Origin of the sequence: Congregibacter brevis (assembly GCF_045689245.1) — a bacterium.
GTDB lineage: Bacteria > Pseudomonadota > Gammaproteobacteria > Pseudomonadales > Halieaceae > Congregibacter > Congregibacter brevis.
On the sequence record NZ_CP136865.1, the window covers coordinates 3,021,398 to 3,034,614 of the forward strand.

Annotated in this window: 15 protein-coding genes; 6 read left to right on the forward strand and 9 right to left on the reverse strand. The window is 53.1% G+C overall.

Going from position 1 to position 13,217, the window contains the following annotated elements:
• Positions 1–7: 7 nt before the first annotated feature.
• Genes tadA through R0137_RS13410 form a run of 3 tightly spaced genes read right to left on the reverse strand, consistent with a single transcriptional unit; the run spans position 8 to position 2,023 of the window.
• A complete protein-coding gene (gene tadA, locus R0137_RS13400; RefSeq protein ID WP_407326911.1) occupies positions 8–463 on the reverse strand; it encodes a tRNA adenosine(34) deaminase TadA in 456 nt (151 codons plus the stop codon).
• Between the two features lie 31 nt (positions 464–494).
• Positions 495–1,793 carry an APC family permease gene (locus R0137_RS13405; protein WP_407326912.1) on the reverse strand — a complete coding sequence of 433 codons (1,299 nt, stop codon included), beginning with the start codon at positions 1,791–1,793 and terminating at the stop codon, positions 495–497.
• Between the two features lie 47 nt (positions 1,794–1,840).
• Positions 1,841–2,023 carry a PLDc N-terminal domain-containing protein gene (locus tag R0137_RS13410; RefSeq protein ID WP_405272782.1) on the reverse strand — a complete coding sequence of 61 codons (183 nt, stop codon included), beginning with the start codon at positions 2,021–2,023 and terminating at the stop codon, positions 1,841–1,843.
• Between the two features lie 238 nt (positions 2,024–2,261).
• Here R0137_RS13410 and R0137_RS13415 point away from each other — a divergent pair, with 238 nt between their 5' ends.
• From R0137_RS13415 to R0137_RS13425, 3 genes are read left to right on the forward strand one after another with little or no spacing between them, the layout of a single operon-like run.
• Positions 2,262–3,521 carry a molybdopterin-dependent oxidoreductase gene (locus R0137_RS13415; RefSeq protein WP_407326913.1) on the forward strand — a complete coding sequence of 420 codons (1,260 nt, stop codon included), beginning with the start codon at positions 2,262–2,264 and terminating at the stop codon, positions 3,519–3,521.
• Between the two features lies 1 nt (position 3,522).
• A complete protein-coding gene (locus R0137_RS13420) occupies positions 3,523–4,197 on the forward strand; it encodes a c-type cytochrome (RefSeq protein ID WP_407326914.1) in 675 nt (224 codons plus the stop codon).
• A complete protein-coding gene (locus R0137_RS13425; protein WP_407326915.1) occupies positions 4,194–4,679 on the forward strand; it encodes a hypothetical protein in 486 nt (161 codons plus the stop codon). The genes R0137_RS13420 and R0137_RS13425 overlap by 4 nt, the downstream gene beginning before the upstream one ends.
• Before the next feature lie 11 nt (positions 4,680–4,690).
• On the opposite strand, the gene R0137_RS13430 is transcribed toward R0137_RS13425, so the two are convergent.
• A complete protein-coding gene (locus R0137_RS13430; RefSeq protein WP_407326916.1) occupies positions 4,691–5,542 on the reverse strand; it encodes a diacylglycerol/lipid kinase family protein in 852 nt (283 codons plus the stop codon).
• A gap of 153 nt (positions 5,543–5,695) precedes the next feature.
• Here R0137_RS13430 and R0137_RS13435 point away from each other — a divergent pair, with 153 nt between their 5' ends.
• A complete protein-coding gene (locus tag R0137_RS13435) occupies positions 5,696–6,466 on the forward strand; it encodes a class I SAM-dependent methyltransferase (RefSeq protein WP_407326917.1) in 771 nt (256 codons plus the stop codon).
• Between the two features lie 23 nt (positions 6,467–6,489).
• Here the strand turns inward: R0137_RS13435 and R0137_RS13440 are convergent, their stop codons facing one another.
• Positions 6,490–7,314 carry a TauD/TfdA dioxygenase family protein gene (locus tag R0137_RS13440; RefSeq protein ID WP_407326918.1) on the reverse strand — a complete coding sequence of 275 codons (825 nt, stop codon included), beginning with the start codon at positions 7,312–7,314 and terminating at the stop codon, positions 6,490–6,492.
• A 341-nt stretch (positions 7,315–7,655) separates the two neighbouring features.
• Between R0137_RS13440 and R0137_RS13445 the strand changes: the two genes are divergently transcribed.
• Together R0137_RS13445 and R0137_RS13450 are read left to right on the forward strand one after the other, a co-directional pair.
• Positions 7,656–8,030, forward strand: a complete 375-nt coding sequence (locus R0137_RS13445) for a hypothetical protein (protein ID WP_407326919.1) — start codon at positions 7,656–7,658, stop codon at positions 8,028–8,030.
• Positions 8,031–9,224: an HlyD family secretion protein gene (locus R0137_RS13450; protein WP_407326920.1), complete on the forward strand. Its 1,194-nt coding sequence runs from the start codon at positions 8,031–8,033 to the stop codon at positions 9,222–9,224.
• A gap of 85 nt (positions 9,225–9,309) precedes the next feature.
• On the opposite strand, the gene R0137_RS13455 is transcribed toward R0137_RS13450, so the two are convergent.
• The 4 genes from R0137_RS13455 to R0137_RS13470 form a co-directional block, all read right to left on the reverse strand.
• Positions 9,310–10,596, reverse strand: coding sequence for a DUF3526 domain-containing protein (locus tag R0137_RS13455; protein ID WP_407326921.1), 1,287 nt, complete (start codon positions 10,594–10,596; stop codon positions 9,310–9,312).
• Positions 10,593–12,032 carry a DUF3526 domain-containing protein gene (locus R0137_RS13460; RefSeq protein ID WP_407326922.1) on the reverse strand — a complete coding sequence of 480 codons (1,440 nt, stop codon included), beginning with the start codon at positions 12,030–12,032 and terminating at the stop codon, positions 10,593–10,595. The genes R0137_RS13455 and R0137_RS13460 overlap by 4 nt, the downstream gene beginning before the upstream one ends.
• Positions 12,032–12,742, reverse strand: a complete 711-nt coding sequence (locus R0137_RS13465) for an ABC transporter ATP-binding protein (protein WP_407326923.1) — start codon at positions 12,740–12,742, stop codon at positions 12,032–12,034. Before R0137_RS13465 ends, R0137_RS13460 begins: the two co-directional genes overlap by 1 nt.
• Positions 12,743–12,891: 149 nt before the next feature.
• Positions 12,892–13,200, reverse strand: a complete 309-nt coding sequence (locus R0137_RS13470; protein WP_407326924.1) for a hypothetical protein — start codon at positions 13,198–13,200, stop codon at positions 12,892–12,894.
• Positions 13,201–13,217: the final 17 nt, after the last annotated feature.

A 13,217-nucleotide genomic window follows, 5' to 3' on the forward strand; every position in this document is an offset into this window, starting at 1 on the left:
CTTGGACTTACTTCCTTCGATCGCGAAAAAATGCTTTCAGTAGCGTTGCACTGGAGTCCGCATGACCCGTATCTTCCTGCCACTCAACGTGGTGATTAAACGCAGATTCGTTGAGCAGGTTTCTCGTACTCACTACGGCCCCCGCCCGCGGTTCTCTGGCTGCGAACACGAGCTTGCGAACCCGAGCGTGAACCATTGCCCCGCAGCACATACTGCATGGCTCCAACGTTACATACAGCGTTGCGCCGGGTAGCCGATAGTTCTTCAATGCCGACGCGGCGGCCCTTAGGGCATTGATCTCTGCATGCGCTGTGGGATCCGTAGATCCAATCTGAGAGTTTCTACCCTCGCCCACCACACGGCCGTTGTGAACAATGACGGCACCGACGGGGACTTCACCGTGTTCTGCGGCCTGAGCTGCCAGCGCTAGCGCCCGCGCCATAAACAGGTCATCGGGACTCATCTAAGGACATCATCTGCGTAGAGCCGAATCATCAATTAGCCAGCCCAAAACGCTTTTCAAAACCATAAAAAGCGAAACCAATGAGCAGCAGTATTGAAACCGCGATCCACGATTCAGCCTTCGACTGCATCAACAACCAAATACATATCAGAAAGCCGAGTACAGGAATAAGGTAACCACCCTTGAGACGGTAGGCACTCTGACGCACCGACTCGCTGGCATTCCTGCGTATGGCTGGCAGGGAAGCAATGCAGATCATATAACTCAGCAAGCGAGCGACAGAGCTGGCGATAGCCAGTTTTACAAAGGAGCCAGTGAGAGCCAGTCCCAGAGCAAGGGCGCCCATGATCACGATGCATCGATCGGGCGTCGCATAACGGGGATGCACATGACCGAACCAGGTCGGCAGTTGTTGGTTCTCTGCCAGAGAATAAATCAATCGCGGGGCCGCCAGCATGGACCCTGCAAGATTGCCGCCGATAGAGAACACCGCCGCCAAAGTGATCGCAAAGGCACCGACACCGCCGGCTAACACTCGCCCGACGTCCACCAGGGTGGCATTGGCATAATCGGCGGAATCAATCACCGAAACAAAAACCAGAACGATAAAAAAGTACAGCACACCAATGGTCAGAACAGTCGCTACTAATACTCTGGGCAAGGTTCGCCGTGGCTGAGATGTCTCACCCGCAGTTACTCCAACCGTTTCAAAGCCAACAAAAGCGTAGATCATCAATAAAGTCGTGCTGCCCAGATCCTCCACAATAAGATCTGCAGAAGGCAATAAGGTACTCCCTGAAACGGCTTGCAAACCGAGGAGCACCAGCACTATCAGGGGCGCTGCTTTGAGAAAAGTAAACACTCCCATAGCCCGCACACCGTCCCGGACTCCCAAAATATTAGCCCAGGTCAGGCCGAGAACTACGGTGGAAATAATGATCAGACGTGGCGTATCCCCAGCCAGAACGTCAAACAGCGAACCGAGATAAGAAGCCATCACCGTGGCGTTGGCTGCAAAAGCAGTAGTACGTGAGAGAAACAAAAGCCAGCCAGTGCCAAAACCCGCGAGCGGTCCGAAGGCGTCGCTGGCATACAGCACCGGGCCGCCGGTTTCTTCGTAATAGCTGGCAAGTTCTGCGAAAACCAGCACCACGCTAAGAAAAAGCGCGCCCACAGCTAGGAATAGCCATGGACTCAACAAACCTGCGTTAACCGCCACCTTCCCGGGCAAAGCAAAAATCCCGGCGCCAATCAATCCATTGAGTACGAGAAACGCGGCACCGTAGGAACCGATGTCGCGCCGTAGGCGATTGCCTGACGCTTTAGTCATCTCGAAACTCCAAATGAGAGTGATCTATGAATCCGCAGCGAGCCGACTTACGTCGCTCGAGGTCCTGCAAACAGCCAAATTAAGAGACCAACTACCGGTAGCAAAAGCACGATCAAGATCCAGAGAACCTTGGACCCCACACTCACGGATGCGGACATAATGTTAACTATCGCCCAGATATCGGCGATAAGAATCAACAGACCGATCACACCATTTACTTCAATTCCCATCTTCGCACTCCGTTTTAAGGGGGATACAAACTATCTTGCCAAATCGTGCTCAGCAAAAGCGTGCTTGCGAGCAAGAAATCTAAGTCTCACAAGCTATTTATCTCAAACATTTCGTTGGAAAGGTATCACGCTAACGCTTTCCTATTATCATAGGAGCCGTAAAAACTTGGACGTGCGGACTATCAGCTCGCTGTCAGTTCACTGTTAACTCGGCCTCTCATGTAACCAGGATCGCGTTATGTCAGATGATGGTAAGACTACCGGTAAATACATAGCACCACTCAACCGTCGTCGATTCCTTGGTGGAGTAAGCGCAGCAGTCCTTAGTGCATCCACGCTTCGCTCCTTCGCAAGCACGCCGAACACTAGTGAGGGCGTCAGTCTATCCGCTGGCCCCCGTCCTCTGGTGCGATACCCGGAAAAACGTGAACTTATAAGAGTCCATACTCGTCCCCCACACCTTGAAACACCCTTTGAAGTCTTCAATGAAAGTGTCATTACACCCAACGATGCTTTTTTTGTGCGATACCACTTGGCGAATTTTCCGACAAACATAGACCCTGAGACCTTTCGACTGAAAGTTGGCGGCCACGTCGACAAACCGCTGAGCCTGTCTCTCACCGACCTGAAGACCATGACAGACGCTCAAGAGGTCGTTGCCGTTAATCAGTGCTCTGGAAACAGCAGAGGCTATTTTGAACCACGGGTATTCGGTGCCCAATTAGGTAACGGTGCTATGGGCAACGCGCGCTGGACTGGCGCTCCACTGCGTGCCGTCCTGAATTCAGCTGGCGTACGCAAAGGAGCACAGCATGTCGTTTTCAATGGTTTAGATAAACCAGTATTGAATACCACTCCTGACTTCCAAAAATCTCTTGAGATAGATCATGCGTTGTCCGCCGAGCCCTTGCTCGCATGGTCTATGAATGGTGTAGACATTCCATTTCTTAACGGCTACCCACTCAAACTAATCGTACCCGGCTATTTCGGAACCTATTGGGTAAAGCACCTGTCGGAGATAACCGTGCTGGATGGGATGTTTACGGGGCAGGACGCCTACTTCATGACAAAAGGCTACCGACTCCCCGATAACGACTGCCACTGTGTAGAACCTGGAGACGCACCATCCGATACGCGGCCTATTTCAAGAATCCCCGTACGCAGCTTTGTGACCAGTATCAGCACGGGTGACTTAATGCCGGTAAAACGAGATATCGAGTTGAGGGGCATCGCTTTTGACGGCGGTTCGGGTATCAATCGCGTAGAGGTATCTATCGACAATGGGCAGCTGTGGCAGCAAGCCAAACTTGGGAATGATCTGGGCCCCTACTCTTTTCGAGAGTGGCGACTAAGGACCCAGTTTCCAGTTAAGGGAGCAACAACGGTCCGTGTTCGAGCAAACAGCAAACGCGGAGAAACACAACCCGAGCGAGCGACATGGAATCCTGGTGGCTATCATCGCAATGTGGTCGAGACTGTTGAGGTGATGGTGTCTTAAGATGAACTCAATGCAATCAAATCTTCGACGTGTCTTTCGTCAATATCTGGTCTTAATAGCTGTGATGAGCGCAGCCGCTTCCGTTCCCGCAAAAGAGGTCACTCTCCCGGCCGAAACCTCAGCGCTGCGAGAATCCCCGCTCCCGGGTTACTCACTCGCTCAGCAGAAATGTGCGATATGCCACTCTGTGGACTACATCAGCTACCAACCGCCGGGAATGACGCTAAAACAGTGGACAGCTGAGATGACGAAAATGCAGCATAGCTACGGTGCCCCCATCAGTCCTGAGGAGATCGAGCAAATAGGCGCCTACCTAGCGGTGGCCTATGGTAGCGCTGCTATCGACGATCCTGACGTTGCGGCCATCGTGTCGAAAGCTTCAAACGTCAACGCATCGAGCTCACGCCGCAACAGCACCGCGGACGGATCTGAGCTACAGACACTCTTGGCGCAGAACGCGTGTACCGGTTGTCACGCTATCGATAGCAAACTCGTAGGACCCAGCTTTAAAATGGTCGCCACAAAGTATCGAGACGAAACAGACGGTCTGTCTGCGGTGATGACCTCCATTAAAAAAGGCGGTTCCGGCAAGTGGGGATCTATTCCCATGCCGGCCATGCCTGGGCTCACTGAAGAAGAGCTTCGAACGCTCGCAGAGTACGTACTCACCCAATGAAAACCACACACATAGATGACTTTCATTATTGCTGCGCAGAAGTTTTCTGCGCACTGTACGCAGCGTTTCCCCTTCCTTATCTGTTGTTGGTAGAAGACACCACTGGACCGATACAGTGGGATATGACTGGTCTGCCTGATCGGCGCTCCCAGGCCTGTTTCGAAACATTCCTTTGGCTTGCCGAACATGACCTGTTGCGATTCCGCACTTTAGAACCGAGAAACACGGGTATCGAAGGTGCGGCCTTGACCCAGAAAGCGTTTGTTCTCCTGACGGGGCAGATCACCTGGACTTCGGGAGAAGTGATGAGTCGCATCCAAGCTTTGCTGGAGGCGCGACGTAATCGCGCCTATGGCGACATCGAGTTGCTGATCAACGATATTTTTCGCACAAACCTACAATGGTCGGCGCCGGTGACGGCGAAGCCCTTACCAAAGTCTGAGCCCTTTTCGTCCGAATCCGAGGACGGAAATTACTACTAGTGCTGGCTTCCTCAGTCCAGTTTGGGAACCAAAATAGACAGCGCTTGATGCTCTACCCGAAAGGACGCGGGCGTTGCCCCCGCATCTTCACCATCTGCAGAAACGCTGTGCTGCGATGAGGTTTTTATCTCCACAGCGTCATGACTCAGCTGTACCACTATGTCTGGATGAGGATCTCGCTTCATCACGTGCACCCGAACCCATTCATATAGCAACGCATTTACCGAGCGTGGTCGTAAGCCAACGACGTCGAGCTTCCCATCACAGGGGTCAGCACCCAGGACCGGATGCCCACCTCCGAATGAGTTTCCGTTCGCGACCACAATCTCCAGCCAACGACCGGACTCCGTTGCTTCGCCAGCGTAAATTTCTGCTGAAAACCCCTTGCGGGCCTGAATAGTCTCGATAAGCTTTGCGAGGTAGCTGAATCGGCCAAAGAAGCTCTTTTTCCCCTCTTCCAGAGAATCGCTGATACCCGCACCGATACCCACGTGCGCTACATTCACAAAAGGCTGCTCATTCACGAAAGCAAGGTCAACTCGGCTGACACGACCTTCTTGCAAAACTGCACAGGCAGCATCCAGGTCAACGCCGATGTTTAAGCCTCTGGCGAAATCATTCGCAGTACCGCCCGGCAAAACACCGACGGTACACCCCGCTTTCGCGCAAACCTCCGCCAGATAATTGATGGTTCCGTCGCCGCCGACGATCAGTAACCGGTCGTTCTCATCAAGCTGCGCAACCGCCTCTCTATCGCCCAACGCGGGGCGGGAAGGCTCTATGCCATGCCCTTTTAGCAGCTCGAACCAAAACTCAACATCGTCGTCAGCACCCGCCGCGGCGTTGTAGTAAAGATAATCCATTTAAATCCTGTGTTAATTGTGCCGAATCGAAGGACAAAAACGCTGTTAGCTAAGAGGGATAATCAAAAATTCTGGTAGTAAGATTACGGCGTCGAACCTTAGAGTTCCACCCTTCGGCAAAAACAAGTACTCGTTACCTAGTTGGAAAAACCCATGAGCTATTTTGAGCTAAACAAGGAATCGTGGAATCAGCGGGCTTTGCTGCATTTCGATTCATCGTTCTATGATGTGAATGGCTTCTTGGCGGGAAACTCTTCCCTGAGGGAAATCGAGCTCAATGAACTCACGGAGGTCGCAGGTAAGCGCCTTCTACACCTTCAGTGCCATTTTGGACTGGACACTCTGTCCTGGGCGCGAGCTGGGGCGCAGTGCACGGGGGTCGACATTTCCCCCGTAGCCATCGAAAAAGCGAAACAGCTCAGCAAAGAGGCAAGTGTGCCCGCGGATTTCGTATGCACTGACCTTTACAGCTATGCACCCGATCCCAGTAATCTCTTTGATATTGCCTACACCTCTTACGGCACTATCTGTTGGCTCCCTGATCTCGACCGATGGGCTCGACTCATAGCATCGAGCCTCAAATCCGGAGGCAAGTTTTACATGGCCGAGTTTCATCCCATTCACGACTTGTTGACCGGATACAGCTACTTCGAGCAATCAGAGCCCGACATCGAAGAAGAAGCCACCTACACGGAAAACGCAGGCGATGAAAAGCTCCGCTTAGCGACATGGGCCCACCCCCTGAGTCGAGTACTCAACGCCTTGATTGGGGCTGGAATAAACATCGAAGGCGTAAACGAACATCCATTTAGTCCCTACAACTGCTTTGAAGGCTTAGTCGAAAAAGAGCCCGGGCGTTTTTACCTGAGTCACAATGATCAGGATGTGCCGATGGTCTACAGCATTTCAGGGCGGATGAGCTAGCGCCTTTCAGAGCTGTACGCTTTCTAGTAAGGCTTATCACCATCCACAGTAACGCGGTGCATACACCGCGTCGCAGGAAAGTAGTCATTGATGGGCCGGTGCTGAGTACTACGATTATCCCAAAGGGCAATACAGCCTGGCTCCCAGTTAAAGCGAACGGTGTATTCCGGCGTCGCCATATGCTCATACAGGAACGACAGAATGCTGGCGCTCTCCTTCGCGGGCAACTCTCGAATATGAGTTGTGAAAAGTGAGTTTACAAAAATCACTTTCTTACCAGTCTCCGGGTGCACTCGGATAACAGGATGAGTGATCGGTGGGTTTGCTTCGACTGCAGCGGCGAGCCTCTCTCTGCCCCCCTCCTCCGCGAGGCTTTCTTTAAAGCCATAAGAGAAGTCATGCACAGCGCTCAGCCCGTCAAGGAGCGATTGCATCGGCTGAGACAGACCTTCGTAAGCCGCGGTCGCGCTGGCCCATAGCGTGTCTCCCCCCGTGGGCGGCGCTGTCACACATTGCAACACGGTAGCCATGGGTGGATGAGCGAGAAACGTCATATCCGAATGCCACATTTCGATCTTTGTAGGCATCGCGGAGGTACTTTTGAGGATCGTTACTTCGGGGAAGCCCTCGACAGTGGCATAGGCCGGGTGCGACTGCAGTGGCCCGAATGCCAAACCAAGGGCGCGCTGGTCACCTGCTGCAACGGCCTGATCACGAAAAAACAGCACTTCATATCGGTTTAACAGCTCGCGTAACTCACTGATGAATTCTTGCGTTAGCACCGAAGAAAGGTTCGCACCGCGTATCTCGGCGCCAAGCGCACCAGCAACAGGCTTTGCTTCTAACATTAACTAAACTCCAGACGTACACTGCACTACTGGACGCATCCAGTACTTCCATAGAAAAAAACGCGCCGATGTGCAATACCAAAGGCCGGCGGACGATCACTGCTTTGGCATTGTGATATTCGAGTAGCGTGAAGCCTACCTGCATAAGTTACAACGGAGCTGCGCTCCGCATCAATCTTGTTTAACAGTTCGACACGACTTGCTCTAAACTGTGTTGATAGCTGGCCTGCGATCATTGTCATACGTAGTATCAGGCGAACTTGCCACACCGCTGGAGTTGGCAGTGGCGATGATCTGCGGGCCTCAGTTTTGCCGAGCACCAGACCTAGGAAGCTTTCAACATGCAGGAACTTGTTAGAGAAGCCCAAGACTTACCCAGTTGGTTTGTCGCTCCCGGCGAAGGCGACTTCCTGTTCTTCGTCACCCTGATCATCCTACTTTCAGGCCTTTATGCCCTAGTGTTCCTCTATGCGGCTTTCGATAGATGGGCCGAACGGCAGTCTGACGGTACGCCCTTAGCCAAAACCATACCCACGCTGCTCGCCATCGCACTGATCTACGAAGTGTTCCCTCTCAGTCACTTCAATGCCTTACTGCCCCTCGCAGCAATACTGATCGCTCTCATGGCTGATTGGTCGCGATTTCATCTCCGCAAAGGGTCCCAAGTCACTGTCGATTTGGGAAACGCTCCCACGTCAAACGCGGGGAAAGAATGAATGTTTGAGTTGATCTTTACGTCCTTTCCTGCAGTTATTCGTTACTTCCAGCTGCGTAAGCGCGGCGAAGCAATGACCGTCTGGAATATGAAGACCGCGGTGTTTCTTTGGGCCGTCATGGCGTTCATCTTGTTCTTGACCATATTTTACTACCACCCCAAGACCTACGCAGGGATAGTCCCCTTTCGCACAGTATCTGTGGTTTCGCAGACTAGCGGCCCTGTCGTTGAGATCGCGGTTAACAACGGAGACCAAGTCCAGACCGGCGACTTATTGTTTCGGATAGAGAACAGCTCGCAAGTCGCATTTTTGAGTGAAGCCGAAACACAACTTGGCGTTGTTGACGCCAAGGAGGCGCAAGCGAAGGACGATCTAATCGTTAAACAAGCTCGAATTGATGATATCGAAGCACAGCTCGTAAACCTGCGAGAAGAGCTAAGTGATGCAGAAACACTTGTTAAGCGCGGCATCGGAACGGCGAACTCCGTGGTCGAGGCCACAGCGCAAGTCGCATCGGCGGAAGCGGACTTGCGGGCAGCTTCCGCCGAGCTTGATCTAGCTACGATTGTGTTGGCAGAGAGTATTCCCGCGGAGAGAAGAGCGGCAGAGGCCGCCATTGAATCTGCAAAAGTGCAGTTGAGTTACACGGAGGTGCGCAGCTTTGTTGATGGCACGGTCACTCAACTCGCACTCAGTTTGGGTAGCCCCACGACGACGTTGGTTTTTAGCCCGGCGATGATCATCATCCCTGAAAGAGATCCTGAGATGAATATTGCTATCGCCGCAGGATTTGTCCAAGTAGCGCAGAATGTTCTCCACGACGGTATGCCCGTCGAGGTCGCCTGTGAGAGCAACGCAAGCTTAAGTCTAAAAAATGCAATTTTCCCCGGAAGAATATCTTCACTTCAACCAGCCGTCGCCACAGGCCAAGTGGTTCCCAGCGGCGACTTAGCGGATTTAAAGAATGCCACGGAGCGCGGGGCAATTCAGGCATTCATAGAACTTGAATACGAGGCGCATGAGCAGATGTTGATTGACGGCTCAGGCTGTGTGATTCAGGCCTACACGACCAACAAAAGCGGGTTCGTCGGCCACATCATCGCCGCCACCGGAGTGGTCAAAGCCGCCAGCCTGCGGATGAAAGTTCTGGGCTCAATGGTGATAGGTGTCGGACTCTTAGGCGGAGGTCACTGAGCACTGCTCGTACATTAAGATTTATCACCCGAGAATGATCAGAACCCGACATAAAGCGGTCTCCGTGCCGACTACCCGAGGATGCCTAATCGCCGTTGAACGCTGGCGCCCCCTTAATGACCTCGGCATCGTAGTCGGCATCACCAAAAATTAGCGGCAGGAAAAACCTTTGCAACTGCGCATGATAGTTCCGTATCGCATTGTCATAGTCTAGCTGTGCAGTCACATCTGTATGGGCAAGCCGCTGAAGATATCGTTGTATTGCCAACGCGGGAGATAACACAGCGGTGAGTCCGGCAATGCGATCTCGCTCCCGAATAGATTCGAGGTAGGCAGACGACAGATCGCTGGCCGCGACGTCTCCCATATGCTGAAAAGCGAAATACCAACGCCAGTCAAAGGGTTTGAGCTTTTCTTCAATAGCGTATTCTGGAAACAGCGCGGTAAACGGATCAAGGGTCGCAGACTTAGGGAGGTCCCAGGCATCGTTGACCGCCTCTCTTTGCACCAGCGAAATGTCTGCCCCAGCCGGCCCTTCTATCGTGGGTATAACTAGATTTTGAACTAAGGCTGGAAGCAGTACATTCAGGGTCAACCAGATGCCGATGAGAGCCGCAGCAATTGATGCCGCCGACCACGCGCGCATTGCGATCAAAGAAACCAGAGCGGTCCAGAAAACTGTCGTTAAAAGTAAACCCGCGAGCCCACTTAACACCTCCCCAATCGACGCTCCACTGATGAACGCGCCGACAGAAAACGGGATGCCGATAGTCATAAAAACCAAAGCACCACGCCACACAATACGAGGCGCCCACAGCTTGCTCCAGACATTCGGCATAGACTGTAAGAACACCAAACGTCCTGCTGTGTTCTCACTGGCTTTCAAGTCATAGAGCAAGACAATCAGAATCAGTGGCAGCAGGTATGCCGCAATAAAACTAATATCGAGAGATCCTATTTGCGCCAGCAAGGGATTGGGACTTTCTCCGTGATAGATCTGCCCTTCAAGCGCTAGCAGCCTGATTCGTTTTAAATAGGGCGCAGTATCACGCTGGCCCATCGCAGAAAACGCCAGGGGCTTTGGAGCGTCGTAAGTGACATAAAAGCTGTAGTAGCCCGCGTCACCGTAGTCCGTTATCGGGGCTTGCGCCGCAGCTCTGTCCGCCGCATCGGCACTGATCATCGCCGCTATGTCTTGGGTTTGAGCGTCGACTCTAAGAACACCTACTACTACCGACACGGCTGATAACAAAAACAGCAAGCCAATTGCGGCCAGGACCGTCTTGTCGCGCGACAAAAAGCCGAGTTCTCGCAACCAATCAGCCCATGAGCCTTTGCTAATCGATGGAGAGTCCATAACTGCGGTGCTCATAGATTTCTCCTTCCCGTCGCCCATAGAAACAGCCCCGTACTCCCAGCGAACCAGAGCAAAAGCAAGATAACGCTCGGGATAGCATTGGCAATACGGGTAGAGCTGGCAGCGGGCTCAAACACAAAGGCTGGAAGGCTCCGCCAGGCGTCAGCCGATACGCGCGTCGCCCTTTCGGCTTGAACATCAATGCTCTTCAGCTTGTCGAGGGTGTAATCCACTTCGGTTGCCTGCAACATGTTTAAGGCCTGTACAAAAGCGAGTCGATGCTCTTCCGCAGTGTTCAAAAACCTGTGGTACGCCGCAAGATCAGTACCCGCAATTGCCTGCGATGCCCGCTGAATTGCAAGTACGGGGGACAACAAACCGGCGACACCTATAATCTCCTGCTGCCGCACTCGCGCGTCCTGATCAGCGCCGCTGAAGCGCGCCAGCACCTCCGCACCTTGCCGCTCACCTTCCACCGCCATCAGGCCGCGGATATTGATCGGCAACTCGTCAAGAGTTTCCACGCCATAATCCGCTAACACCTTGCTCTGAAAATCCACGTAGTTGGGGTCACTAGGATTATGTGAGTCTCCCAGCGCTCTTAGCGATGTGGCAAGCGCCATCTGCCTGGCGAAAGCACTCTCTAAAGGCGCGGCGGTACTTGCGACATCAGCTGCCACTCTTGGAACAACTATAGTGACGATCATCCACAACGCAGCAAGTACAAGGAAAGCACTGCTACTGCGGCGTAGCATTGTGCTAATGGACGTCACTGCCAGCGCCCAAATCGCCAAATACACCGCGTATACGAGTACGACAGCTGTCGCCGAGACACTGTCCCTCGTATCTTCTGGGCCGGCAGTAAATGCGGCAACGGCCAGCACCAAAACACAAACCGCAGAGATGATCAGCTGTACTGTCAACTTACCTAGCGCGATGCTTCGAAGCTTGACTCCCTGAGCCAAGAGAACCTGAAGCGTGCTTGATTCGCGCTCTCTCGTGAGACCGCTATGTCCGATGAGTATCAGCAAAAGCGGCGCAAGCACCTGCAAGATAAAGGCTGGCGTGAGATTGCCAAATCGCACCATCGCAGCGCCCTCACTGGCCCCCGCGAACATAGCCGCATTTTGACGATGTCCCTCCAAAAAGATCGACGTACCACCGTAGGCATCAAGGCCAGGATCAATAGATGCCAGCGGTGGTGGCGTACGAAAGACGTACTGACCGTAATGCACCATACGGTGGGGATGACGATCAGGCTGGTCTTCGAAAATATCCGTAGCTTCATCCTGATGTGTCTGACGATGATCGAACTGCTCAGACAAAAACACTGTTGAGGTGAGCGCCGACAGTGCCAGAAGCAACAGGAAGATCCCCGCCGACATTTGGGCCAAACGACTGCGGCTTAGCCATGCCATTTCAGCCTTCGCAATAGACCACACAGCACTCATCACGCCACCTCGTTTGCAGCAGAAAATGCAGCACGTATGGCCCCTGAATCAAAACCGTCGGAGCCTCTATCAAAATCTCCTACCCGACGCCCCTGACTCAACAACAGAATTTTATCTGCCGTTTCGCTAGCGCCAAACAGATCATGGGTCACCATGAGTACTGATGTTCCCCCTTCTCGCAGGTTTTCGATGAGTCGATGAAAGTCGTCAATAGCAGCGGGGTCTAAACCAGACGTAGGCTCGTCAAACAAAATCAAAGGGGTTTCACGCAGGAGACATGTCGCAATCGCTACTTTTTGGCGCATACCTTTTGAAAAGGTACTGGCTCGGGCATCCCAGGCGCGTTTGGGTAAGTCCACGCGAACAAAGGCATCTTCTATACTAGCCGCACTGGTTTCAACGCCTGCCAAACTGAGGAAGTAAGCGGCGTTCTCCGAAGCGCTTAGGTGGTCATACAGCGCCGCCTGCTCCGGCAAATAACCTGTTTGAGCCCGAATGGAGTCTGCACCCGACCTGACACTCTTACCCAAGACTTGCGCATCGCCACCCGCGAGCGGAATAAGACCGAGTAGCGCAAGAATCGTCGTAGACTTTCCAGCGCCGTTCCCACCAATCAATGCCAGAATTTGCTTGGGGCCCAAGGAAAGATCTAGTTGGTTAAGCACGGTATTACCACCGCGCTCCACGACCATTTTGCTCGCTTCAATCATGTGTTTTTGCTCCTCCCGGAACTGTTCAAGGAGCTGCAAAGGCGTCCTTAAAGATGTACCCCTACGGGTACAAAAGACACCAGACTGCTAACTCCAATACGTAGGAAAGACGCGGCCGTCAAACCGCAATCAAACTAGCCAGCGATAGGCTATGAACAATAGAGAAGTACTGGAGGACCGCGAGGAAGCGAGCACAAGCCTACGGCATTGCTCGGCAGGTCTTGGGCGGGATGCCCTGTAAGAAGATGCCGATCAGGCGCCGCGGCCAGAAACAGGGACGCTAAAGAAATACTGCCGGGGGTATGTTCGTGCAGGCACACTGAACAGAGAATCTCGGTCTCTGCGCTGGGGTGCCCTTGATCGTGATCGTGATAAGCCGACGTCAGACTCGCCGCCATCAGGCATACCGCGAGCGTCATACCCGTAAGGAAGCGTTGTGTGCATGCTACAGATGACACGAAATAAAGTTCAGACG